14 protein-coding genes, 1 tRNA gene and 1 pseudogene are annotated in these 23,469 nt (G+C 71.2%); 8 read left to right on the forward strand and 8 right to left on the reverse strand.

What is annotated here, in order from left to right:
• Positions 1-33: 33 nt before the first annotated feature.
• The 4 genes from ABTZ99_RS41265 to ABTZ99_RS41280 form a co-directional block, all read right to left on the reverse strand.
• Complete coding sequence (locus ABTZ99_RS41265; protein ID WP_498786116.1) at positions 34-4,992, reverse strand: NAD-glutamate dehydrogenase; 4,959 nt, start codon at positions 4,990-4,992, stop codon at positions 34-36.
• 197 nt (positions 4,993-5,189) lie between these two features.
• Positions 5,190-9,152 carry a hypothetical protein gene (locus ABTZ99_RS41270; RefSeq protein ID WP_499618486.1) on the reverse strand — a complete coding sequence of 1,321 codons (3,963 nt, stop codon included), beginning with the start codon at positions 9,150-9,152 and terminating at the stop codon, positions 5,190-5,192.
• A 54-nt stretch (positions 9,153-9,206) separates the two neighbouring features.
• Positions 9,207-10,883 (reverse strand): energy-dependent translational throttle protein EttA, encoded by a 1,677-nt coding sequence (gene ettA, locus ABTZ99_RS41275; RefSeq protein WP_498786120.1) that lies wholly within the window; start codon positions 10,881-10,883, stop codon positions 9,207-9,209.
• A 318-nt stretch (positions 10,884-11,201) separates the two neighbouring features.
• Complete coding sequence (locus tag ABTZ99_RS41280; protein ID WP_499618487.1) at positions 11,202-11,693, reverse strand: single-stranded DNA-binding protein; 492 nt, start codon at positions 11,691-11,693, stop codon at positions 11,202-11,204.
• Positions 11,694-11,857: 164 nt separating this feature from the next.
• Here ABTZ99_RS41280 and ABTZ99_RS41285 point away from each other — a divergent pair, with 164 nt between their 5' ends.
• Genes ABTZ99_RS41285 through ABTZ99_RS41295 form a run of 3 tightly spaced genes read left to right on the forward strand, consistent with a single transcriptional unit; the run spans position 11,858 to position 14,222 of the window.
• A complete protein-coding gene (locus ABTZ99_RS41285) occupies positions 11,858-12,478 on the forward strand; it encodes a TetR/AcrR family transcriptional regulator (RefSeq protein ID WP_498786124.1) in 621 nt (206 codons plus the stop codon).
• On the forward strand, positions 12,475-13,404 hold the full coding sequence (locus tag ABTZ99_RS41290) for an ATP-binding cassette domain-containing protein (RefSeq protein ID WP_498786126.1): 930 nt from the start codon (positions 12,475-12,477) through the stop codon (positions 13,402-13,404). Before ABTZ99_RS41285 ends, ABTZ99_RS41290 begins: the two co-directional genes overlap by 4 nt.
• Positions 13,405-13,418: 14 nt before the next feature.
• Positions 13,419-14,222 carry an ABC transporter permease gene (locus ABTZ99_RS41295; RefSeq protein WP_499618488.1) on the forward strand — a complete coding sequence of 268 codons (804 nt, stop codon included), beginning with the start codon at positions 13,419-13,421 and terminating at the stop codon, positions 14,220-14,222.
• On the opposite strand, the gene ABTZ99_RS41300 is transcribed toward ABTZ99_RS41295, so the two are convergent.
• Positions 14,219-16,171: a bifunctional copper resistance protein CopD/cytochrome c oxidase assembly protein gene (locus ABTZ99_RS41300; RefSeq protein WP_498786407.1), complete on the reverse strand. Its 1,953-nt coding sequence runs from the start codon at positions 16,169-16,171 to the stop codon at positions 14,219-14,221. The two genes, ABTZ99_RS41295 and ABTZ99_RS41300, sit on opposite strands and share 4 nt — an antisense overlap.
• A 79-nt stretch (positions 16,172-16,250) precedes the next feature.
• Between ABTZ99_RS41300 and ABTZ99_RS41305 the strand changes: the two genes are divergently transcribed.
• On the forward strand, positions 16,251-16,817 hold the full coding sequence (locus tag ABTZ99_RS41305) for a DUF3558 family protein (RefSeq protein ID WP_498786405.1): 567 nt from the start codon (positions 16,251-16,253) through the stop codon (positions 16,815-16,817).
• Positions 16,818-17,079: 262 nt separating this feature from the next.
• Here the strand turns inward: ABTZ99_RS41305 and ABTZ99_RS41310 are convergent.
• Positions 17,080-17,982: pseudogene (locus ABTZ99_RS41310) on the reverse strand (MFS transporter); the annotation flags it as partial.
• Between the two features lie 63 nt (positions 17,983-18,045).
• On the opposite strand from ABTZ99_RS41310, the gene ABTZ99_RS41315 reads away from it, so the two are divergent.
• The 3 genes from ABTZ99_RS41315 to ABTZ99_RS41325 all read left to right on the forward strand — a co-directional run bounded on the left by ABTZ99_RS41315 (position 18,046) and on the right by ABTZ99_RS41325 (position 20,107).
• Positions 18,046-19,101, forward strand: a complete 1,056-nt coding sequence (locus ABTZ99_RS41315) for a LacI family DNA-binding transcriptional regulator (RefSeq protein ID WP_498786403.1) — start codon at positions 18,046-18,048, stop codon at positions 19,099-19,101.
• 125 nt (positions 19,102-19,226) lie between these two features.
• A tRNA-Arg gene (locus ABTZ99_RS41320) sits at positions 19,227-19,299 on the forward strand.
• A 235-nt stretch (positions 19,300-19,534) separates the two neighbouring features.
• Positions 19,535-20,107 (forward strand): dienelactone hydrolase family protein, encoded by a 573-nt coding sequence (locus tag ABTZ99_RS41325; protein ID WP_499618490.1) that lies wholly within the window; start codon positions 19,535-19,537, stop codon positions 20,105-20,107.
• Positions 20,108-20,224: 117 nt separating this feature from the next.
• On the opposite strand, the gene ABTZ99_RS41330 is transcribed toward ABTZ99_RS41325, so the two are convergent.
• Complete coding sequence (locus tag ABTZ99_RS41330; protein ID WP_498786373.1) at positions 20,225-21,025, reverse strand: SAM-dependent methyltransferase; 801 nt, start codon at positions 21,023-21,025, stop codon at positions 20,225-20,227.
• Positions 21,026-21,048: 23 nt separating this feature from the next.
• Positions 21,049-21,531: an SgcJ/EcaC family oxidoreductase gene (locus ABTZ99_RS41335; protein ID WP_498786371.1), complete on the reverse strand. Its 483-nt coding sequence runs from the start codon at positions 21,529-21,531 to the stop codon at positions 21,049-21,051.
• Positions 21,532-21,858: 327 nt separating this feature from the next.
• Between ABTZ99_RS41335 and ABTZ99_RS41340 the strand changes: the two genes are divergently transcribed.
• Positions 21,859-23,427 carry a GMC family oxidoreductase gene (locus tag ABTZ99_RS41340; RefSeq protein ID WP_499618493.1) on the forward strand — a complete coding sequence of 523 codons (1,569 nt, stop codon included), beginning with the start codon at positions 21,859-21,861 and terminating at the stop codon, positions 23,425-23,427.
• The last annotated feature ends 42 nt before the right edge of the window (positions 23,428-23,469 follow it).

Raw genomic sequence — 23,469 nt, forward strand, 5'->3', positions numbered from 1 at the left:
GGGCGCCTTTGGGGGCGCCCGACCGGCGGCACGTCAGCGGATCATGCTGCGGACCTGGCGGGCCGCCACCGAGAGGGTCGCCAGGTCGAGCTTGCTGACCCGGTTGATCTCGGCGAGGGCGGCGCGGGCGCGGCTCAGGCGGGAGGAGTTGGCCTGTTCCCAGGTCGCGATCTTCTCCTCCGGGGTGTCGCCCGGATCGGCCGAGCGCAGCACGTCGATCGTGATCGCGCGCAGCGACGAGTAGAAGTCGTCGCGCAACGCCAGGCGTGCCAGCGAGTGCCAGCGGTTGAGGCGTTCCAGGTTCGACACCGAGCTGAGCATCCGGTCGACGTCCAGGTGGTCCGACAGCGCGAAGTAGACCTCGGCCGTCTCCTGGTGCGTGCGCTCCTGGCCGGTCGCGCCCTCGCCCTCCTCGCGCTCGGCGAGTTCGGCGACCTCGGTGACGTCCAGCAGCCCGTAGGTGAACAGCAGTCCGGCGACCCGACGGGCCAGCCCGACCGGCACGCCCTGGCCGACCAGGCGTTCGACGTGCTCGATCACGGATTCCTTCTCGTGACCTTGGAGCAGGTCGATGGCGCGCGGGGCCAAGGAGCCGACCACCGGGGCGAAGCGGCTGATCGTGGAGCCGACCGCCAGCGGCTGGGGGCGGTTGGTGAGCAGCCAGCGCGACGCGCGGTCCAGCAGGCGGCGCGTTTCCAGCACCATGTCGTCCTGGACGTCGGTCGGCACGACGTTGTCCAGGGCGCGGATCTCCTGCCAGATCGACGGCAGGTCGTAGATCGCGGTCACCACGGTGTACGCGCGCACGGCGTCCGTGGCTGAGGCGCTGATCTCCTCCGCCAGGCGGAACGCGTACGACACACCGCCGCCGTCGACGACCTCGTTGACCAGGACGGTCGAGATGATCTCGCGCGACAGCGGGTGGTTGCCGATGGCGTCGGCGAACCGCTCCCGCAGCTCGCTCGGGAAGTAGTCGGGCAGCCGGCGGGCCAGCACGTCGATCGTCGGCAGGTCGCCGGCCAGCACCTCCTCCTTCAACGCCAGCTTCACGTGCGCGAGCAGCGTGGCCAGTTCCGGCGAGGTGAGGCCGTCGCCCGCCTTCTCCAGCGCCTTGAACTCGGCGGCGCTCGGCAGCGCTTCGAGCGTGCGGTCGAGGACGCCCCGCTGTTCGAGGTCGGCGACCAGGCGCGCGTGCACCGAGAGCATCGGCGCGGCGTGGGCGCGGGAGACGCCGAGCACGGCGTTCTGCGAGTAGTTGTCGGCCAGGACCAGCTCGCCGACCTCGTCGGTCATCTGGCCCAGCAGCTCGTTGCGCCGGTCCTGGTCGAGCTTGCCGTCGCGGACCAGTTCGTCCAGCAGGATCTTGATGTTGACCTCGTGGTCGGAGCAGTCGACACCGGCCGAGTTGTCCAGCGCGTCGGTGTTGACCTTGCCGCCGTTGCGGGCGAACTCGATGCGGCCGCGCTGGGTCAGACCGAGGTTGCCGCCCTCGCCGACGACCTTGACGCGCAGGTCGGAGCCGTTGACGCGGATCGCGTCGTTGGCCTTGTCGCCGACCTCGGCGTGCGACTCCGCGCCCGCCTTGACGTAGGTGCCGATGCCGCCGTTCCAGAGCAGGTCGACGGGCGCGAGCAGGATCGCCTTCATCAGCTCCTGCGGCGACAGCTTGACCACGCCCTCGGGCAGGCCCAGGGCTTCGCGGGCCTGCTCGGAGACCGGGATCGACTTGGCCGTGCGCGGCCAGACGCCGCCGCCTGCGCTGATCAGGGAGCGGTCGTAGTCGTCCCACGAGGAGCGGGGCAGTTCGAACAGCCGCTTGCGCTCGGCGTAGCCGCTCGCCGCGGTGGGGTCCGGGTCGATGAAGATGTGCCGGTGGTCGAACGCGGCCACCAGGCGGATGTGCTCGGAGAGCAGCATGCCGTTGCCGAACACGTCACCGGACATGTCGCCGACGCCGACGACGGTGAACTCCTCGGTCTGCGTGTCGGTGCCCAGCTCGCGGAAGTGGCGCTTCACGCTCTCCCACGCGCCCTTGGCGGTGATGCCCATGGCCTTGTGGTCGTAGCCGACGGAACCGCCGGACGCGAACGCGTCACCCAGCCAGAAGCCGTAGGACTTGGAGACCTCGTTGGCGATGTCGGAGAACGACGCCGTGCCCTTGTCCGCCGCGACCACCAGGTACGTGTCGTCGCCGTCGTGCCGGACGACCTGCGGCGCGGGCAGGACCGTGCCCGAGTTGAGGTTGTCGGTCAGGTCGAGCAGGCCGGAGATGAACTGGCGGTAGCACGCGATGCCCTCGGCCAGCAGCTGCTCGCGGTCCTGGCCCGGGTCGCCGGTGGGCGCCGGCGGCCTCTTCAGCACGAAGCCGCCCTTCGCGCCGACCGGCACGATCACGGCGTTCTTCACGGCCTGCGCCTTGACCAGGCCCAGGATCTCGGTGCGGAAGTCCTCACGCCGGTCGGACCAGCGCAGACCGCCGCGGGCCACCGGGCCGAAGCGCAGGTGCACGCCTTCCAGGCGGGGCGAGTACACGAAGATCTCGAACCGCGGCCGCGGTTGCGGCAGGTCCGGGATCGCGCGCGGGTTCAGCTTGACCGCCAGGTACGGGCGCGGGTTGCCGTCGACGTCGCGGACGAAGTAGTTCGTGCGCAGCGTGGCCTGCACCAGCGTGAGCAGGCTGCGCAGGATGCGGTCCGCGTCCAGGCTGGTCACGTTGTCGATCATCTCGGTGATCTCGTCGACCAGGTGGTCCGTGCGGCCGGAGCGCTGCTCGTCGGACAGGGCGGGGTCGAACCGGGCCTCGAACAGCCGCACCAGGGCCGTGGCGACCTCGGTGTGGCCCAGGACGGCGTCCTCGATGTAGTCCTGGCTGTACGGGGTGCCGGCCTGGCGCAGGTACTTGGCGTAGGCGCGCAGCATCGCGGCCTGCTGCCACGTGACGCCCGCCTTGAGCACGAGCGTGTTGAAGCCGTCCACCTCGGCCTCGCCGCGCCAGGCGGCGGCGAACGCGTCCTGGAAGCGGGTGCGGATCGACTCGAAGTCCTCGCCGGACAGCTTGTCCAGGGTGACCTGGTCGATGCGCAGGCCGAAGTCGTAGATCCAGCACTCCACGCCGTCGTCGCGGACCAGCTCGTACGGGCGCTCGTCCACCACGACCACGCCCATGCGCTGCAACATCGGCAGCACGTCCGACAGCGTCAACCGGGCGCCGACGAGGAACAGCTTGAACCGCCGCTCACCCGGCTCGGCGTCGCGCGGCGTGTAGAACGCCAGGTCCAGGTCGCCGCGCTTGAGGGCCTCGATGCGCCGGAAGTCCGCCAGGCCCTCGGCCGCGGTGAAGTCCTCCTTGTAGGCCTCGGGGAACGCCGCGGCGATCCGCTGGCCCCGCTCGGACGACGATTCCGCGCCCAGGCCCGTGCCGTGGTCCTCCATGACCGCCTCGACCATGCGGTCGTCCCACAGGCGCACGGCCTCGGCCAGCAGCTGCTGGATGTGGGCGGTGTCCGGCTCGACGTGGCGGCTCGGGTCGGTGTGCACGGTGAAGTGCACGCGGGCCAGCGCCGACTCGCCGACGCGTGCGCTGTACTCCAGGTTCACGCCGCCGAGCTGGTCGATCAGCACTTCCTGCATGGCCAGCCGCGACGTCGTGGTGTAGCGGTCGCGCGGCAGGTAGACCAGGCAGGAGTAGAAGCGGCCGTACGGGTCGCGGCGCAGGAACAGGCGCAGCCGGCGGCGTTCGGCGAGCGCGATCACGCCCGTGACGGTCTGGTAGAGCGTGTCCGTGTCGACCGAGAACAGCTCGGTGCGCGGGTAGTTCTGGATCACCTCGAGCATCCGCTGGCCCGAGTAGGAGTGCAGCGGGAAGCCGGCGCGGTGGATGACGTCGCGGACCCGGCGTTCGATGGCCGGGATGTCCAGCACGTCCTCGTGCAGGGCCGTGGTGGAGAAGACGCCGAGGAACCGGTGCTCGCCGGACACGTTGCCGTCGGCGTCGAAGGTCTTCACGCCGACGTAGTAGGGGTACACCGACCGGTGCACGCTCGACTGCGCGCTGGCCTGCGTCAGGACCAGCAGTTCCGGTGACAGTGCCTGGGCGCCCGCGTCCGGGCCCGCCGTCAGGCTGCGCGCCGCGAGGCTGTCCTGTCTGAGCACGCCGAGACCGCTCGCCAGGACCGCCCGGAGCGCGGGTTCGCCGTCCGTGGCCGGGTCGTCGCGGACCAGCTCGTACTGGCGGTAGCCGAGGAACGTGAAGTGGTCGTCGGCGAGCCAGCGCAGCAGGTTCGCGCCGTCCTGCACCTCGTGGCTGGGCAGCGGCGGCGGTTCGGACTCCAGCAGCTCGGCCAGGTGCCCCGCCATGCCGGCCATCTTGTCGGTGTCCTCGACGACCTCGCGGACGTCGTTGAGCACGGTGTGCAGCTTGGTTTCCAGCTCACGCGCCCGGTCCGGGTCGGTGAGCAGGTCGACCTCGACGTACATCCACGACTCGGCCAGCGCGTCGCCCGGCGGGTCGGCCGGGTCCGCGGTCGGCAGGACCTCCTGGAGCGCTCCCGTCACCAGGTCACGGCGCACCACGACGATCGGGTGCACCACCCGTTGGACCTGCACGCCGCCGCGGGTCAGCTCGGAGGCCACCGAGTCGACCAGGTACGGCATGTCGTCGGTGACCACCTGCACCACCGTGGCCGGACAGGTCCAGCCGTCGTGCGCGCGGGTGGGGTTGAGGATCCGCACCACCGGACGGCCCGGGACCCGGGTCTCGGCCAGCTGGTAGTTCGAGCGCACCGCGCCCACCAGGTCGACCGGGTCGTCGTCGTTGACTTCCTCGGCGGGGACGTGGCGGTAGTACAGGCGGATCAGGTCGGCGAGCTCGGGGGCGTTGGCGGCGGCACGTTCGATCAATTCGTCACGGGCCTGTTCGGGACTGGCCGGGCGAGCCGCGCCGACGTCGCGGGCGGTGGGCTCGGATCGGGACGGGGCTCCAGTCGAGGTCATGTTCAGGCGACTCCACGCTATCCGGTACCTCTGTGTACCGGGTGTGCGCACCACTTAACCAGACGGGCGCGAAGCCGATCGCCGCAACCCTCGCACTGAATCGAACAACTTGCCTGGAAAGTCGGGAATTCACTTGTGACGTGGCCTATTTCCCGCTTTGTTACCGGCGGGAAACCTTATTAGAACCTCAAATCATTTCACGATTCGGGAAGAGTCCACGTGTCGAACCGGCGCGGTGGGTCGATGCGCTGGATCGGGGCGGTGGTCTCGTTCTCGGATGGCGGTGGCGGCGTCCCGACCGGTGAGATCGGCACGGTGTCCTCGTCGACCTCGGCGCGGCCCGCGGCTTCGTCCTCGCGTCGGGCGTCCTCGTAGGCGACGAGGGCCTCGGCGAGGAGTTCGGCCAGGCTCAGGTCGCTCTTGTGTCGGCGTGAGGCGCGGGTGGCGCTGGGTGAGCCGGGGGCGGGCGGTGTCGGTTCGACGACGATGGCCGGCAGGTCGATCGTCTTGCCGCCGACCACGACGGCGGTGACGAAGGGGTCCTTCGGCGTTTCCCCACCGGTCGCGGTTTCCTCGCCGGTCGCTTCACCGGTCACCTCGACTGGTGCTCCGCCGGTCACCTCGACTGTCGCTTCACCGGTCACCCCGACCGGCGCTTCGCTGGGTGCGGGCGCGGGTGCGTCGTCGTGCTCGATGTCGGCCGCGCCCAGGAACCCGGTCGGGCTGAACTCCGCCGGCGGAGTCGTCGGCGTCGGTGGTGTCGTCGGCGGCGTGTCAGGGGACGGGTCGGTCGGCACCGGGTCGGGCACCGGGACCGGCGGCACCTGGTCGGGCTCGGGCACTCCGGGCACCTGGTCCGGCTCGGGCTGCGGCACCGGCTGTGGCTCGGGCTGCGGCTCAGGTCGCGGCTCTCGTTGCGGCGAGGGCTGGGGCTCGGGTCGCCGCGCGGGCTGTGGCACGGACTGCGGCTCGGATTGCGGCATGGGCCGCAGGTCGGGCTCCGGCATGGGCCGCGGCTCGGGTTGCGCGGGCACCGACAGGTCCTCGGCAGGCGAATCCACGTCCGTCGAGGGGAAGACCGGCGGCACCTCGTCCGCCTTCACGGCCTGCTCCGGCACCGACGACGACATGGCAAAGTCGGGCACGGGCGGCAGCGGGTAGTCCGGTGGGTCGGGCACCCGGGCGGTGGGGATGAGCGGCCCCTTCACGAAGGCCGCGCCAAGCCCGACTGGCGGCACGTCGTCGCGCACGGCGGGCTGGACCATCGTCGGTGAGTCGAACATGTCCACGGGCGGCGGCGTCTCACCACGCAGCCGCGGCGGCGGTTCCACGCGCCACTGCACCTGCTCGGGTTCAGCCTGTCGCGAGGGCTCGGGCTCGGAAACGGCGGCCTCCTCATCTGTGTCGCGAGCGCGCCGCCGACCACCGGCGCGCTGCGGGTCGAGCAGCCCAGCGGCCTTCAGCGCGTCCAGCACACTGGGGTCGGCGTCCCCGGAAGACCGCTCCCCCTCATCCTGAGCAGCCTCCCGCGCCGCCCGCCTACGACCACTACGCACAGCACCAGCCGCCGCGATCAACCCAGCCGCCGGCACACTCCGCTCGCCACCACCCTCGTGCCCAGCAGCCGGAGCAGCATCAGCCCCACTGCCACCGGCGCCGACCTCACCGACACCAAGCGCGCCAGGGCCGGCCTCGCCAATACCGGTCTCGGTGGAACCGGCTTCGATGGCACCGGTCTCGCCAGAGCCAGCCTTGCCGACACCGCTCTCACCAACCTCGGGCTGCGCACCAACCTCGGGCTGCGCACCGACCTCGGGCTGCACGATGCCGAACCCACCCCCACCAAGCCCAGCACCACCGACCGGCCGCCGAACAGCGGACTCACCGGCCTCCACGCCGCTCACGCGACCTCCAGCCGACGCGGCCGCAGCCGCCGCAGCACCACCAAGCCCCACACCACCAGTTCCGACAACCCCAAGTCCCGCGTCGCCAGTTGCCGCACCGCCAGCCCTCGAACCGCCAACCCCGACACCGCCGGCCTCGACATTGCGGGCCCCGACATTGCCGATCCCTGAACCGCCGATCCCGAAACCGCCGCCCTCCGAGCCGGAGGTCTTCGCCTCACCCGTCCCTGCGCCGCCCTCGTGCCTCACCTCACCAGCACTTGCACCACCCGGGCTCGTGGCCGACGCGGTGCTGTGTGCGCCGCTACCAGCAACCCTTGGCTCGCCGGTCACTGCGTCCTGGGCGTGAACGCCCGCCGACGCGGTGCCGAACCCGGCACCGCCCGAGGTCGCCTCACCGGTCACTGCGCCGGTTACCGCGTCGGTCACTGCGCCGCCTGCGTGGTGCGCGGCCGATCCGATGCCATGCGCGGCAGCGCCAGTCCCCGGCTCGCCCGTTCCTGGGGCGTGCGTGTGGATGCCGGCCGGCGGCACATCAGCGGAGGCGGCGGAAGCCGTGCCCGTCCCGGTTGCGTGGATGCCGGATGGTGGGTTGCCGATAGCGCCGGTGGGCGTGGCGGCAGTGTGTGTGGTGGCTGTGTTCGTGGCGGCAGTATGCGTCGCGGCGGGCGGTCCGGCGGTGCGCGCGGGAGTGGCGGCCGGCGTGTTGGTCGACGTGGCGGGGTGTCCAGGGTTGGGCGCCGTGCCCGTACCGGTGGTCGCTCCTGAGCCGGCGGTGTGGGTGCCGGCGGTGTGGGTGCCAGCCGCGTGAACGCCGGGGGTCGGGGTGCCGGAGGGTGGTGTGTGGGTGGGCTTGGCTTCGCCGCTTCTGGCGTGTTCCGGGCGGCCTTGGGCGGTCGGTGGTGGCGTTTCCGGTTCCGGTGCTCGGCGGCGGCCTCCCGGTTGGGCCGTGTCGTCTTCCACGTCGCCGAACGGTTGGACCAGGCGCCAGCGGTCGGCGGCGTGGGCCCTTGCGGCGGAGAGGCCTTCCACAGTCATGTCTTCGGCCGCACGGCGGGAGCGCTTGACCCGGATTCCCTCGTTGCGGTGCATTTGGACCGGACGCCACTGGCGGAGTTGTTGCTTGGCCTCGGGGGCGAGGTCGGGGTCGGTGGTGGGTGGCGTCACCACCGAGGTTCCCGTGCGGAGCAGGGCGGCCAGTTCGTCGTGCAGGCCGCCCGCCGGCCGGCGGTGGACGCCGGAGAACTCGGCAGCCAGCCTGGCCCGCACGGCGTAGACCGCTCTGGCACGCCGGCGTTCGGCGGCGTGGGCGGAGCGGAGGTTGGCCAGTGCTTCGGTCAGGTCGCCGGCCACCTCGTGCACGTGTGCCAGCGCCAGGAGGCTTTCCGCCAGCAGGGTGTCCAACTGGTGGCGCTCGGCGCTGTCGGCCGCGTCACGCAGCAGGTCGCGGGCCTGGTCGACGCGACCGGCGGGCAGGTGGACCCTGGTGGCCAGGGCCAGCCGGAGCCAGCCGGTGGTGGAGGCGGACGGTGCCCGCACCGGGCGTTCCAGGAGCGGGGTGCCGATCTCGGAGGCCTCGCCCGGCTTGTTCAGGTCCATCAGGGCGCAGACGAGCTCCACCGTCAGCCTGCCCCGGACCTGGCCGTTGTCGGACTCCGACTCCTTGAGCCGGTCCAGCACGGCCAGGCCGTCACGAGCCGACGCGACCGCCGCCTGCAGGTCGCCCCAACGGCGGTGCTGCCCCGCGGCGGACGCGCGGAGCAGGCCCCGGTGCAGCAGGGTCGTGTCGTGGTCCAGCAGCGGATCCGCCTGGTAGAGGCGGTCCGCTTCGTCCAACGCCTGGGCCAGCGCCGCGCCCCGGCCGACCGAGACCAGGCACTCACTGGCCTGGACGAGGGCCGTGGCCCGCAGGCCCGGCGGGACGTCGTCGGCCTCCAGCACCGGCCGGACGGCGGCGAACCCCGTGAGGGGCGCGCCGACCGACCTGGCGCTGTCGGCCAGCTCGACCCGCAGCCGCCAGGCCGTCTCCCGCTCGGACGCGGCCTCGGCCGCCTTGAGGGCGTCCAACGCCCGGTCCGCGATGCGGACGCCCCGGCCCATGCGGTTGCTCGCGAAGACCACCAGGGCCTCCGCGCGCAACCGGTCGACCTCGTCACGGCGGGCGGAGGCGAGCGCGACGGCGCGCTCGCCCAGCACCAGAGCAAGCTCCGGTGCCCGCCAACGCAGCCGCCAGGCGGGCACGACCAGCGTGCTCACCTCGACGTCCGCCTGCGCTTCGCCCCTCGCCGCCACGATGTAGGTACCCGGCCCTCAGTCCCGCGTGAGCTTGCGGTAGGTGACGCGGTGCGGCCTCGCCGCCTCCGCGCCGAGGCGCTCGATCTTGTTCTTCTCGTAGCCCTCGAAGTTGCCCTCGAACCAGTACCACTTCGACGGGTTCTCCGCCGTGCCCTCCCACGCCAGGATGTGCGTGGCGACGCGGTCGAGGAACCACCGGTCGTGCGAGATGACCACGGCGCAACCGGGGAACTGCTCCAGGGCGTTCTCCAGCGAGCCGAGCGTCTCGACGTCCAGGTCGTTCGTCGGCTCGTCCAGCAGGATCAGGTTGCCGCCCTCCTTGAGGGTCAGCGCCAGGTTGAGCCGGTTGCGCTCACCACCGGAGAGCACGCCCGCCGGCTTCTGCTGGTCCGGGCCCTTGAAGCCGAACGCGCTGACGTACGCCCGCGACGGCATCTCGACGTTGCCGACGTGGATGTAGTCCAGGCCGTCGGAGACGACCTCCCACACGTTCTTCTTCGGGTCGATGCCGCCGCGGTTCTGGTCGACGTAGGACAGCTTGACCGTCTCGCCGATCTTGACCGTGCCCGAGTCGGGCTCCTCCAGCCCCACGATGGTCTTGAACAGCGTCGTCTTGCCGACGCCGTTCGGACCGATGACGCCGACGATGCCGTTGCGCGGCAGGCTGAACGACAGGCCGTCGATCAGCACCCGGTCGCCGAAGCCCTTCTTCAGCTTGTCGACCTCGACCACGACGCTGCCCAGGCGCGGGCCCGGCGGGATCTGGATCTCCTCGAAGTCGAGCTTGCGGGTCTTCTCCGCCTCCGCGGCCATCTCCTCGTAGCGGCCGAGGCGGGCCTTGGACTTGGCCTGCCGGGCCTTGGCGCCCGACCGGACCCACTCCAGCTCGTCCTTCAGCCGCTTCTGCAGCTTCTGGTCCTTCTTGCCGGAGACCGCGAGCCGCTCGGCCTTCTTCTCCAGGTAGGTGGAGTAGTTGCCCTCGTACGGGTGGGCCCGGCCGCGGTCGAGCTCCAGGATCCACTCGGCGAGGTTGTCCAGGAAGTACCGGTCGTGCGTGACGGCCAGGACCGCGCCCGCGTACTGCGCCAGGTGCTGCTCCAGCCACAGGACGCTCTCCGCGTCCAGGTGGTTGGTGGGCTCGTCGAGCAGCAGCAGGTCCGGCTTGCTCAGCAGCAGCTTGCAGAGGGCGACCCGGCGGCGCTCGCCACCGGAGAGGGTCTTGACGTCCGCGTCGGGCGGCGGGCAGCGCAGGGCGTCCATCGCCTGCTCCAGCTGGGAGTCGAGGTCCCACGCGTTCGCGTGGTCCAGGTCTTCCTGGAGCTGACCCATCTCCTCCATCAGCTCGTCGGAGTAGTCGACGGCCATCTTCTCGGCGATCTCGTTGTAGCGGTCGAGCTTCACCTTGATCTCGCCGAGGCCCTCCTGGACGTTGCCCAGGACGGTCTTCTCCTCGTTGAGAGGCGGCTCCTGCTGGAGGATGCCGACCGTGTAGCCCGGCGCGAGGAAGGCCTCGCCGTTGCCCGGTGTGTCCAGGCCGGCCATGATCTTCAGCACGCTCGACTTACCGGCGCCGTTGGGACCGACAACGCCGATCTTCGCACCGGGGAGGAACATGATGGTGACGTCATCCAGGATGACTTTGTCCCCGTGCGCCTTGCGCACCTTCTTCATGGTGTAGACGTACTCGGCCATGCCCGCGATCGTAGAGCGGTGCCGATCGGGCCCGAACCTCGGACGCCGGCAACGGACGTGGGCACAACGCAGAGTTAACGCGAACGTGGGTCACCCACAGTCGTAACACGACCGCCGGGCCGGCCTGGCGCGACCCTGCGACCAGCGACTCCGACCCGATGCGCGAACTCGGTGCGCTGTCAACCCCCGGTGCCTGCGTGCGGACCCGGCCCTGGCGCCGGCCCGACGACCTCCCTCCTCCACGCTCGCAACGGCGACGACTGCCCGCGCATTCTCCGCCCCGAACGGCCCGACGGAAGCCCTTGTAGCTCGTTTGGCTCAGAACGGCACTTCGGCCACCTCCTTCGGACGCTCCGCCTCGCCCGTCAGGACCAGCGGCAACTCCGCCGGTGCGCGGGGCGCGGCGATCTCGGGCGCCGCCCGCGCCTCGACCGCGTCCGCCGCGAGCCGGGTGCGCGTCGCCGTGGCCGTGCACAGCGCCAGGTTGGGCCCGATCGCGGTGGCCTCGATCTCCACCACCGACCTGGTCCTGCCCTCGAACTCGACCTCCCTGATCGTCAACCGGCCGGTGACCACCACCGGGTCGCCCTTGTTCAACGACGCCTGCGCGTTGTCGGCGAGCATCCGCCAGCACGACACCGACAGGAACATCCGCGCGCCGTCCTCCCAGGCGCGTTGCTCCTGGTCCCAGACGCGCTCCGCGGTGAACAGCCGGAACTTCGCCCGGCTGAAACCGGGGCCGACCTTGGTGTGGCTGACCGGGCTGGCGACGTTGCCGCAGATGGTGACCCGGGTCTCGTTGTAGGCCATCTCGTGCTCCTCCTGGTTGATCGCTTGCGACCAGGTTGCCGGTGGTGGAGGCGGGTGGCGAGCGGCGGTTCCGGAGCTGTGGACAACTGACTGAAGCATGCATAACTAAATGAGTGAGCGCTCACTCGTTGACATGAGTGAGGACTCACTCATAAGCTCGCACCATGCCCGAGGAGACCACCCAACGCCGTCGGCGCGCGCCCGCGATGAGCCCCGAGGACCGCCGCGAGGCGATCGTCGCCGCCACGGTCCCGCTGCTGTTCACGCACGGCGCCAACGTGACGACCAGCCAGGTCGCCAAGGCCGCCGGCATCGCGGAGGGCACCGTCTTCCGGGCGTTCAAGGACAAGCAGGAGCTCATCCGCACGTGCGTGCAGAGCGTCATGGCGGCCGACTCCGAACTGGACCTGATCGAGCAGGCGAGCCAAGCGGACACCCTCGCCGAGCGCCTGTCCTGGGCCATCAGCGCCGTCTCCGGCTACCTGGACCGGATGTGGAAGCTGATGAGCGTGCTCCGCGACTCGGGCTACGACCCGCACGACGGGCACGACAAGCAGCGCGAGCACAAGGGACCGCCGGTCGAGATGCAGCGCATCACCGAGCACGTCGCCTCGCTGTTCGGCCCGGACGACGACCTGCGCGTCGACCCGTCCCTGGCCGCACGGCTGCTGCTCGGGCTCGTGTTCACCAACCGCATGCACGGCGAGGGCTTCGGCGACTCCACCGCCGACGCCGACCAGCTCGTCGAACTGTTCCTGCACGGCGTGCTGAGGGGGAAGCAGTGAAGGACCTGATGATCGAGGCCGTCGACGTCGGCAAGGCGTTCGGCGCGCAGAAGGCCCTGGACGGGGTGAGCATCGCCGTGCCCAAGGGCACCGTGCTCGGACTGCTGGGCCACAACGGCGCCGGCAAGACGACGCTGGTCAACGTGCTCACCACGATGCTCCCGCCGGACTCCGGTCACGCGAGCGTGGCCGGGTTCGACGTGGTCGCGCGGGCCCACCAGGTGCGCAGCCGGATCGGGCTGACCGGCCAGTTCGCCGCCGTGGACGAGCAGCTGTCCGGCCTGGACAACCTGGTCCTGATCGCCCGCCTGCTCGGCGCGACCACGCGCGAGGCCAGGGCCAGGGGCGAGGAGCTGCTGGAGCTGTTCGAGCTGGCCGACGCGGCGAAGCGGCCGTCCCGCACCTACTCGGGCGGCATGCGTCGACGCCTCGACCTGGCCGCGAGCCTCGTCGGCCACCCCGAAGTGATCTTCCTGGACGAGCCGACCACCGGCCTGGACCCGGCCAGCAGGCTCGGCCTGTGGGAAATCGTCGAGGGCCTGGTCACCGACGGCACCACGGTCCTGCTCACCACCCAGTACCTGGACGAGGCCGACCGCCTGGCCGACTCGATCACGGTGCTCTCGCAGGGCAAGGTCGTCGCCGCGGGCACCAGCGCCGAGCTGAAGGCCCAGGTCGGCCAACGCACGGTCACCGTGACCCTGGCGGACGCCTCGGACGTCGCCAAGGCCACCGGAGCCCTGGAACGGGCCGGTATGCAGCCCGTGGCGGCGCAGAACACGCTGACCGCGCCCGTCACGTCGTCCCGCGAGATCGCCAAGGTGGTCCGCGCGCTGGACGAGGTCGGCCTGGAGGCCACCGAACTGGCCCTCGGCGAGCCGACCCTCGACGACGTCTACCTCACCCTCGCGCAGCACGCGGCCTGAACAGGAGCCACCGGATGACCACCCTCACCGCCGCGCCGCGCTGGCGCGGCACGGACTTCGGCACCCAGGTGCTGGTGCTGACCCAGCGGTCCCTGCGCACGCTGGTCAGCGACCCGCGCATGATCGTGTTCAGCATCCTCCAGCCGCTGATCATGCTGACCCTGTTCAGCCAGATCTTCGCGAGCATCGCCACCACGCCCGGCTTCCCCCGGGGCGTGGCCTACATCGACTTCCTGATGCCCGCGATCCTGGTCAACACCGCCATGCAGTCCGCGTTGCAGGCGGGTGTGGGCCTGGTCACGGACATGAAGAACGGCGTGCTGGCGCGGTTCCGCTCACTGCCCATCCGATCGGGCTCGGTGCTCGTCGCACGCAGCCTGTCCGACCTCGTCCGCACCGCCTCGCAACTGCTGCTGATGCTGGTGTTCGCGGTCGTGGTCTTCGGCTTCTCCCCCGCCGGCGGGGTCGCCGGCACCGCCGCCGCGCTCGCGTTGGCCCTGGCGGTCGGGTGGGGTCTGGGCTGGATCTTCCTGGCCATCGCGGCGTGGCTGCGCAACGCCGAGCTGATGCAGACCGTCGGCTTCCTGGCCATGTTCCCGCTGATGTTCGCGTCGAGCGCGTACGTCCCGATCAGCGGCCTGCCGGGCTGGCTGCAGGCAGTCGCCAACGTCAACCCGTTGACGTTCGCGGTGGACGCGGCGCGTTCGCTGGCGCTGGCCCAGCCCGTGACCGGGGTCGTCGGGGCGCTGGTGACCAGTGCCGTGCTCGCCGCGGCGGGTTGGGTCGCGGCGGTCAAGGGCTTCCAGCGCCCGCTCTAGTCCTTCCCCGACATCTTGCGCAGCATCGCGTTGTACGCGGCCAGGTCCGCGTCACCGTCCGCGTCCGCCCGCCGGTCCGCCCGGCGGGCGTCGCGGCTGTCCGACCTGGCCCACTGCACCAGCAACGCCACCATCACCACGATCAGCGGCAGCTCGCCGGCCGCCCACGCGATGCCGCCGCCCAGCCGCTGGTCCTCCAGCTGCGACGTCACCCACGGCAGGCCCAACGACCGGTAGAAGTTGTCGCCGATCACGGTCTGCGAGCTCATCAGCACGATGCCGAAGAACGCGTGGAACGGGATCGAGGCGAACAGCAGGCCCAGCCGTCCCAGCGGCGGCAGCCGGTTCGGCGCCGGGTCGATGCCGATCACCGGCCAGTAGAAGACGTAGCCGACCAGGATGAAGTGGGCGTTCATCGCCAGGTGCGCCCAGTGGTAGTCCAGCGCGGCGTCGAACAGCCCGGAGAAGTACAAGCCGTAGAACGAGCCGACGAACAGCGCCAACGCCACGAACGGGTTCGTCAGCACCTTCGCCACCGGCGAGTGCACGAACGCCAGCAGCCACTCCCGCGGCCCCGGCGGGTTGCCCTTGCCCGCCGTCGGCAGCGCCCGCATCGCCAACGTCACCGGACCGCCGAGCACCAGCAGGATCGGCGCCAGCATGGACAGCAGCATGTGCGCTTCCATGTGGATGCTGAACATCGCGGGCGCGTACCGGCCCACGCCGGACGACGTGGCGAACACCACGGTCAGGCAGCCCGCGACCCACGCGACCGTGCGACCGACCGGCCACGCGTCACCGCGCTTGCGCAGCCGCCGCACGCCGAGCAGGTACAGCACGCCGAGGGCGATGAAGATCGCGCCGAAGACCAGGTCGAACCGCCAGTCGAACAGCAGCCGCGACCACGTCGGCGCGCCGGCCAGGTCGTAGCCGATGCGCAGCTCCACGGTGCTGGGCAGCGCGCGGCCCTCCATCGGCGGGGGCGTCCGGCTCAGCGCGGCGGCCAGGCCGAGGGTGAGGAACATCAAGAGCACTTCGATGCCCGCGAGCTTCACCAGCGAACGCCCGGCGCCCGTGGCCACGACTTCCTTCACGCTCTTCTCGCGCTGGAAGTACCCCACGACACCCAGGACGACCAGCGCGAGCGTCTTGCCGAGCACCAGCAGGCCGTACTCGCTGCCGAACAGCTGGCTCAACGGCAGCCGCACCCACGCGTTGACCACGCCGGACACCGCCATCACGAGCCAGCAGACCAGCGCCAGCCTGGAGAACCGCGTCGTCGCCGTCCCGAGGTGGTCGCCGCCCCGCCGGCCGTGCGCCAGCAGCGCGATCAGGCCGCCGACCCACAACGCCGCCCCGATCAGGTGGTACAGCAGGCTGTTCGTGGCCACGTCGTGCGAGCCGCCGCCGGACGAGTGCCCCGTCACGGCCACCGGGATCAGGGCGAACACCGACAGGAAGAACAGCGGCACGGTCCAGCCCCACGACAGCACCAACCGGCAGCCCAGCGCCAGCAGCGCCACGATCACCGCCGTGATCATCCAGGCCTTCGACTGCTCCACCAGCCCGGCCACCTGGAACAGCACCGACGGCTCCAGCAGCGCCGTCACCGGCTGCCCCAACGCGTCGGCCACCGTGAACGGCACCGACAGCACCGCGCCCAACGTCCACACCAACGCCGCCCAGCCCGCCGTGCGCACGGCGGCGTAACCGTCGGCGGCCAGCGTGCCGCTCTCCTGCGGTGGCACCAGGAACGCCGCCAGCAGCAGCGACCCGACGGTCACCACGGCGGCCGCCTCGGTCAGCACGCGCACCACGATCAACCCGGACGCGTCACCCCCGGTGAGGACGAGCAGCGCCGCCGCGACCACCGCGGCTATCGTCGTGCCGACGATCAACAACGGGATGAGACCGGTCCGCCGGGTGCGGGAAGGCGCGTCAGTGGGCACGTGACGAGCGTAGGCGGCGCGACCGCACCACCACCAACCGCCGGACGTGCGCAGATCACACCCACTACCGTTGCCGGACGTGACCAGTTCTCGCACGGCGCTCGTGATGGCCCTCGCCTTGCTCCTGTCGGCGGGGTGCAGCTACTCCGTCAACGGGGACGCGTTGCCCCAGGCCGGGGTCACACCCACGACGTCGGCCGAACCCGCGGACGGCCCCAAGATCGCCAAGCCGCGCACGGTCGTCGGCGTCGAGCCGTGCTCGCTGCTCACCGCGGCCGACCTGAAGTCCATCGGGCCGTACAAGAAGGACCCGGCGCGCAAGGACGACGTGATCCAGGAGTCGTGCCAGTACGTGCTCGACGACGGCTCGCAGGCCGGGCGGACCGTGGTCGCCGCGCTCTACCAGAAGTACGAGCAGGTGCGGACGCGGCAGTCCAAGGGCCGAGAGGTGGTCGTGGAGGGGCACTCCACGTGGACGCTGTGCGAGTTGAGCGGCGGCGAGATGGCGTGCACCGCGACCCTGGCCGTGAACGCCAACCGCAGCGTCCTGGTGGCGATGGCGCAGGCGGGCGGCGTGCCCGAGCAGATGCTGGCCGGGATGCAGCCGCTGCTCAAGGCCGCGTTGAACCGGCTTCCGATCGCCTGAGCTCACGGGCGCGCGACCGGCGCGCCAGCGCCACGGCGGGCACCATCAGCGCGATCACGAACGCCACGAAACCCAGCGAGATCGACAGGTTGCTGGCGTGCGCGATACCGCCGACGACGGGCGGTCCGAGCAGGAAACCGGTGTAGGCGACCGTCGTGACCAGGCCGATCTCGCGCTCACCGCCCGTGCCGTCGGCGCGCCTGCCCGCGTCACCGGCCAGGTCCATGATCACCGGGAACGCGAACGCGAGGCCAAGGCCCACGAGGGCGAACCCGACGTAACCGACCGCGGGCGACACCACCAGCACGGCCAGCGCCAGCCCCGCCGCCGCGACCACCGCGCCCGCCGCGAGCAGCCGGTACGGGCCGACCCGGCGTTGCGCGGGCTCGCCGAACAGGCGGGCGGTGGCCATGGCGACGGAGAACCCGGCGTACGCGGCAGCGGCGGCGGCCTCGCTCACACCCCGTTCGTTGACGAAGAACAGCGCCGACCAGTCCGACGCCGCGCCCTCGGCGATGGCGGAGAACAGCGTGATCGTCGCGAGCAGCCACAGCAGCGGTCGCTTGAGGACCGGGCGGTCGCCCTCGGCCGTGCCGGCGGTCTCGCCGGACGCCTCCGCGGTCGTGTCCGGCACGGACCTGATCACCCACGCCATCGCGACCGCGCCGATCACCGCCACGACGACCAGGTGCCGGGGCAGGCCCCAGCCGACGGCCGCCGCGGCGGCCGCGCCCAGCGAGCCCACCAGGCCGCCGACGCTGAAGCCCGCGTGGAACTGCGGCATCAGCGGCCGGTCCAGGCTCCGGGTGACGGCCACGGCGGCGACGTTCATGCCGACGTCCAGCGACGCGCCGCACGAGCCGAGCACGAACAGGACCAGGCCCAGCTGGAAGGGCGTCTCGGTCAGCGTGAGGGAGGGCACGGCCACGACGGTGACCGCCGCGCCGGCGAGGATCAGCTTCCGCGCGCCCACCCGTGCGCAGATCCTGGCCGCGAACGGCGCCGTCAGCGCCAGGCCGATGCTCGCGCCGACCAGCGCGAGGCCGAGCGTGGCCTCGGTGGCGCCCACCTGCGCCGCCAACGCGGGCATGCGTGCGGCCCAGGACAGGAACAGCGCCCCGTTGAACAGGAACACCGCGAAGACGGCGACGCGTGGTGTGGGCATGCGTCCGAGTGTGAACTAGAGCGCTTCAGAACGTCCAACCGATTACCTGGTTACGCTCATCACGTGGACCGCCCTCGGAAGCCGACGCTCGACACGGTGGCCGGCGTGGTCGGCGTGTCGCGCGCCACGGTGTCGAACGCCTACAACCGGCCGGACCAGCTGTCCGCCGCGTTGCGCGAGCGGATCCTGGAGACGGCGGCGTCCATCGGGTACGCGGGACCGGATCCGGTGGCGCGCAGCCTCGCGACCCGGCACAGCGCGGCCGTCGGGTTCATGCTGGGGCAGGGACTGTCGGCGTCGTTCGCCGACGCGGCGCTGTCGATCGTGCTGGACGGACTGGCTTCGACCGTGGACGGACACGACCACTGCCTGGTGCTGATGCCGGGGCGGGACAAGGGCGGACCGCGACCGGAGACCGTGACGCGGGCTCAGGCGGACGTCGTGGTGGCCTACTCGCTGCCCGACGACGCGCCCGCGTTGGCGGCGGTGCGGGCGCGAGGGCTGCCGTTGGTGGTGATCGACCAGCCCGTGCTGCCGGACACCGCGCGGGTCGAGGTGGACGACTTCGGCGGGGCGCGGCTGGCGGCGTCGTCGCTGTGGGAGGCGGGGCACCGGAGGTTCGGCGTGGTGACGTTCGCGCTGCACCCGGACGGGCACAGCGGCCCGGTGACGCCCGCGCGGCTGGCTTCGACGTCGTTCCGGGTGACTCGGGACCGGTTGCACGGGTACCTCGACGTGACGGGTGCGGACACCCCGGTCTGGGAGTGCACCCGGAGCAACCGCGAACTGGGCCGTGCGGGCGCCCGTGCCCTGCTCTCGACCTCACCGCGGCCGACCGCGTTGCTGTGCGCTTCGGACGAGCTGGCGTTCGGCGCGCTCCAGGCGGTGCGCGACCTGGGCCTGCGCGTGCCGGCCGACGTGTCGGTCGTGGGCTTCGACGACGTGCCCGCCGCCGAACACGCAGACCCACCGTTGACTACGGTGCGTCAACCCCTGGCCGACAAGGGCAGGCACGCGGGTGAACTAGCCCTGCGACTGCTCGACGGCGGCAGACCAGGCGAGCCGACAAGACTGCCGGTTTCCCTCGTTCCGCGCGACTCGACGGCCCCACCGAAGTGATCCACATCACTTTTTGGCCATCTTAATCACCTTCCCGCGCCTGGAAGGAAACGCGACGAGTCTTCCGGACGATGTGTCCGGTGGGGCGGCTACGCTGCTACAGCGCGTGGTCAACAGCCCCTCCAGCCTCCGTAGCTCAGTGGAGAGAGCGAGGGACTTCTAATCCCGAGGTCGCAGGTTCGAATCCTGCCGGGGGCGCAGCAGTGCAGGTGAGGACGTTGGGGCCGGTCTCCGGTCAAGATCGGCCCACGTCAAACCCAGGTGATTCACTTCTCCGGTCGGAGACCGCCGAGGCGTCGGCCGCCGCCTGGTCGGCGGGTCCGCGGAGGAGGTGGCGTCTTGCTGACGCCGGTGAGCCGCCCGAGTAGTCCGCCGGTCGACGATCATGGTTGGGTCGGTTGGTCTCGTCGGCTAGGACAGCAGAGGGTTCGCCATGATCCACGACGTCGTGTTGTTCCACTCGGTCCTCGGGCGGCGGCCCAGTGTCCTCCAGTGGGCGGAGGACCTGAGGGCCGCGGGACACCGGGTGCACACGCCCGACCTGTTCGACGGTGAGACGTATGACGACATCGACGACGGCATGAGGAAGGTCGAGGCGTTGGGGGCGGGACTGCGGGAGCGGACGCTCGCGGCCGTGGCCGGGTTGCCGCCGGGGATCGTGGTCGCGGGCTTCTCGATGGGGGCCGCGGTGGCGGTGGACGTGGCGACCTTGGTGCCCGGGGTGCGGGCGGCGGTGCTCATGAACAGCGTGCCGGTGCCGGACGGGCCGTGGCCGGACGGGGTGCCGGCACAGCTGCACTTCACCGAGGGGGACCCGTGGGTCGGTCCGACCGATCTTGAACGGTTCCGCGCGGCGGCTGAACGGGCTGGTGCGGCGCTCGACGTGCACGTCTACCCCGGCGGCAAGCACATGTTCGGTGACGCGGCCTACCCCGAGTACGAGCCGGAACTGGCCGAGCTCATGCGGGTCCGGGTCCTCGACTTCCTGGCCCGGATCGGCGAGTAGGCCGCGTTCGCGAGGTGAGGCGCACCACGGCGGTCCGATCACGATGGGCGCCCGGCACGTGGCGGACGACGCGAAGGGTCCGAGGGGCGTGCCCCTCGGACCCCCACGACAGTCCTTTTAGGACAGGCGCGCGACACCGCCGTACATCCGGCGCACGGACTCGCCCTGCTCGACTCCGGGCTGCCACCGGCCGACGGGGACGAGGCCCGGCGCGGTGAGGGTGAAGCCGTCGAACAGCTTCTCGATCTCGGGGAGATCGCGGAACACCATCGGAGCCGTGGCGTTCTTGTAGCTGTCCTCCATCTTCGCCCGTTCCTCGGCGGGCGAGTCGTGGGTGCTCAGGTGCGACAGCGCGAGGTAGGAGCCCGGCGCCATCCGGTCGCGGAAGGCCGCCACCAGCTCGCCCGGCCGCTCGCTGTCCTTCACGAAGTGGAAGACGGCGATGAGCAGGACCGCCACCGGCTTCGAGAAGTCGATGACCTCGGCGGTCTCCGGGTGGTCCAGGATCGCCTGCGGGTCGCGCAGGTCCGCGGTGATGATCCGGGTGAGCTTCCGGTCTTCCTCGGACAGCAGGGTCTGCCCGTGGGCCGCGACGATCGGGTCGTTGTCCACGTAGACGACCCGCGCGTCGGGCACCGCCCGGCGGGCGACCTGGTGCGTGTTCTCCTGGCTCGGCAGTCCCGCGCCGACGTCGATGAACTGGGTGATGCCGCAGTCCTCGGCGAGGTGGCGCACCACGCGGCCGAGGAAGTTGCGGTTCTCCCACACCACGTCGCGGGTGAGGCGCTCCCCGACCTTGGCGATCACCTGCTCCGCGGCGGCCCGGTCGATCTCGAAGTTGTTGTCGCCGTGCAGGAAGTAGTCGTACATGCGTGCCGGTGACGGCCGGTCGAGGGAGAGGTGGTCGTCAGTGGGCATCGGAACTCCTTGCACTAGGGGGGTCAGCCCTTGACGGGGCTGCTCTGGTGTGAGACGAGCCGCAACTTGCCCGGCGCCTCCCGGAGGATCACCCAGGTGGACCGGAGCTCGTGCTCCGGCGCGATGTCGGTGGCACCCGCGAACACCACCCCGCCGCCGGTGGTGAGCAGGGCGACGTCGTCGGCGATGAAGTCCAGCGACAGCGCCCAGCCGCGCACGCGCGAACCCTTGAACACGCCGGCGAAACCGGCCGTCAGGTACTCGCGGATCTCCTCCCGGCCGCACAGCTGGTCGTCGCCGATCAGCTCGCTGCCGTTCTCGGTGAAGATGTCGGCGAAGGCGTCGGCGTCGTTGGCGGCCCAGGCCGCCTGGATCCGCAGCGGCACGGTGAGGACGGCCTTCTGCGCCGGGCTGGTGAAGGCGCCGTAGTAGTCGGGGTCGTCGGCCACGCCCGCTTCGGCGAGGATCTCGGCCGCGTCACCCCAGGAACTCGCACTCGTGGTCATCTGGTCACCGCCGCAGGTCGTGCCCGCACCACGCGGGCTTTCCAGGAGCCGACGAGCCGTCGCCCGCCGTCGTGCCGCACCGCGATCCACGTCCTCACCCGCGGACCGCACGACGTCAACCGCCGTCGGCGAACCCGCGGGCACCATGGGATCTCCGTCCGTACAAGCACCGATCCCCATCGTCCTCCGCCTGCGCGCGCCGTCGCATCTCCGGACTTGCGAAATGCCCGCTGCCGCGGTCGAAAGTCGGTCACAACTTCGGCAATTACGGAGACGCCGGCGTCTCGTGGCCTGGTCCATGCTGGGTTTTCACCCAAGGAGGAGTGGATGTACGACTACGTGATCGTCGGCGCCGGCTCGGCGGGATGCGTCCTCGCCGCTCGGCTGAGCGAGGATCCCAATGTCACCGTGTGCCTGGTCGAAGCCGGGCCGGCCGACAAGTCCCAGAACATCCCGGTGCCTGCCGCCTTCGGCAAGCTGCTCCGCACTAACCTCGACTGGGACTACAGCACCCACGAAGAACCACAGCTGAACCGCCGCCGGATCTACCTACCCCGCGGGAGGGTGCTCGGCGGGACGAGCTCCATCAACACGATGATCTACATCAGGGGCAACCGGCTGGACTTCGACGAGTGGGGCCAGCCCGGCTGGAGCTACGCCGACCTGCTGCCGTACTTCATCAAGTCCGAGGACAACGAGCGCGGCGCGTCGCCCTACCACGGGGTCGGCGGTCCGCTCTCGGTCGCGGACAACCGGGCGCGCAACGCGATGTCGACGGCGTTCATCGACGCCGCCGTCGAGGCGGGCCACCCGGCGAACGACGACTTCAACGGCGACTCCCAGGACGGGTTCGGCTACTTCCAGCTGACCCAGCGCGACGGCAGCCGGGCCAGCACGGCCAGCGCGTACCTGCACCCGACCCTGTCGCGGCCGAACCTCACGGTGGAGACCAACCTGCAGGTCCACCGGGTGCTCGTGGAGAACGGCCGGGCGACCGGCGTGGTCGGCGAGCGGCTCGACGAGCAGGTGACGATCCGCGCCGAGCGCGAGGTGATCCTCTCCGGCGGCGCGTACAACTCGCCGCAACTGCTGATGCTGTCCGGCATCGGGCCCGCGTCGCTGCTCAGCGCGCTGGGAGTGCCCGTGGTGGTCGACTCGCCCCAGGTCGGCCAGAACCTGCAGGACCACGCGCTCATCCCGCTGATCTACGCCCACGAACACCCGATCAGCATGCTCGCCGCGGCCACACCGGAGAACTTCGAGCTCTACGCGAACGAGCACACCGGACCCCTGACCTCGAACGGGCCGGAGGCGGGCGGCTTCGTGCGCACCAAGGCGAACCTCGCCGCACCGGACGTGGAGTTCCTGTGCGCGCCGGTCATGTTCGCCGACAGCGGCCTCGGCACGCCGACGCACCACGCGCTGTCCTACGGCCCGTCGATGCTCAGCCCGGTCAGCCGGGGCAGCGTCACGCTGGCCTCGGACGTCCCGACGGCCAAGCCCAAGATCGTGCACAACTACTACGCCGAGGAGGCGGACCTGGACAACGCGGTCGAGGCGCTGCGGATCGGCCTCGACATCGCCCGCCAGGACGCGCTGGCGCGCTACACCGGCACGCCGTACCTGGTACCCGACTCGGACTCCGACGCGGACCTGCGCGCCTTCGCCCGCCAGTACACCCACTCGATCTTCCACCCGTCCTCGACGTGCGCCATGGGCGAGGTCGTCGACGCGGAGCTGCGGGTGATGGGCGTGGACGGGCTGCGCGTGGTGGACGCCTCGGTGATGCCGAAGGTCGTCCGGGGCAACCCCAACGCCCCCGTGATCGCGGTGGCCGAGAAGGCCGCCGACCTCATCGCCGGTGCGCTGCCGCACCGCGTCGAGACGGCGGCCTGACCCGAGCGGACCCCGTGGTGGGCCATCCCCGACCAACCGGTC

Source organism: Actinosynnema sp. NPDC002837, from assembly GCF_040295345.1.
Classification (GTDB): domain Bacteria; phylum Actinomycetota; class Actinomycetes; order Mycobacteriales; family Pseudonocardiaceae; genus Actinosynnema.

Excerpts from the sequence above, each read along its gene's own strand:
- ABTZ99_RS41265 (WP_498786116.1), bottom strand. The coding sequence starts at position 4,992 with ATGACCTCGACTGGAGCCCCGTCCCGATCCGAGCCCACCGCCCGCGAC.
- ettA (WP_498786120.1), bottom strand. The coding sequence starts at position 10,883 with ATGGCCGAGTACGTCTACACCATGAAGAAGGTGCGCAAGGCGCACGGG.
- ABTZ99_RS41280 (WP_499618487.1), bottom strand. The coding sequence starts at position 11,693 with ATGGCCTACAACGAGACCCGGGTCACCATCTGCGGCAACGTCGCCAGC.
- ABTZ99_RS41285 (WP_498786124.1), top strand. The coding sequence starts at position 11,858 with ATGCCCGAGGAGACCACCCAACGCCGTCGGCGCGCGCCCGCGATGAGC.
- ABTZ99_RS41295 (WP_499618488.1), top strand. The coding sequence starts at position 13,419 with ATGACCACCCTCACCGCCGCGCCGCGCTGGCGCGGCACGGACTTCGGC.
- ABTZ99_RS41325 (WP_499618490.1), top strand. The coding sequence starts at position 19,535 with ATGATCCACGACGTCGTGTTGTTCCACTCGGTCCTCGGGCGGCGGCCC.
- ABTZ99_RS41330 (WP_498786373.1), bottom strand. The coding sequence starts at position 21,025 with ATGCCCACTGACGACCACCTCTCCCTCGACCGGCCGTCACCGGCACGC.
- ABTZ99_RS41335 (WP_498786371.1), bottom strand. The coding sequence starts at position 21,531 with ATGACCACGAGTGCGAGTTCCTGGGGTGACGCGGCCGAGATCCTCGCC.
- ABTZ99_RS41340 (WP_499618493.1), top strand. The coding sequence starts at position 21,859 with ATGTACGACTACGTGATCGTCGGCGCCGGCTCGGCGGGATGCGTCCTC.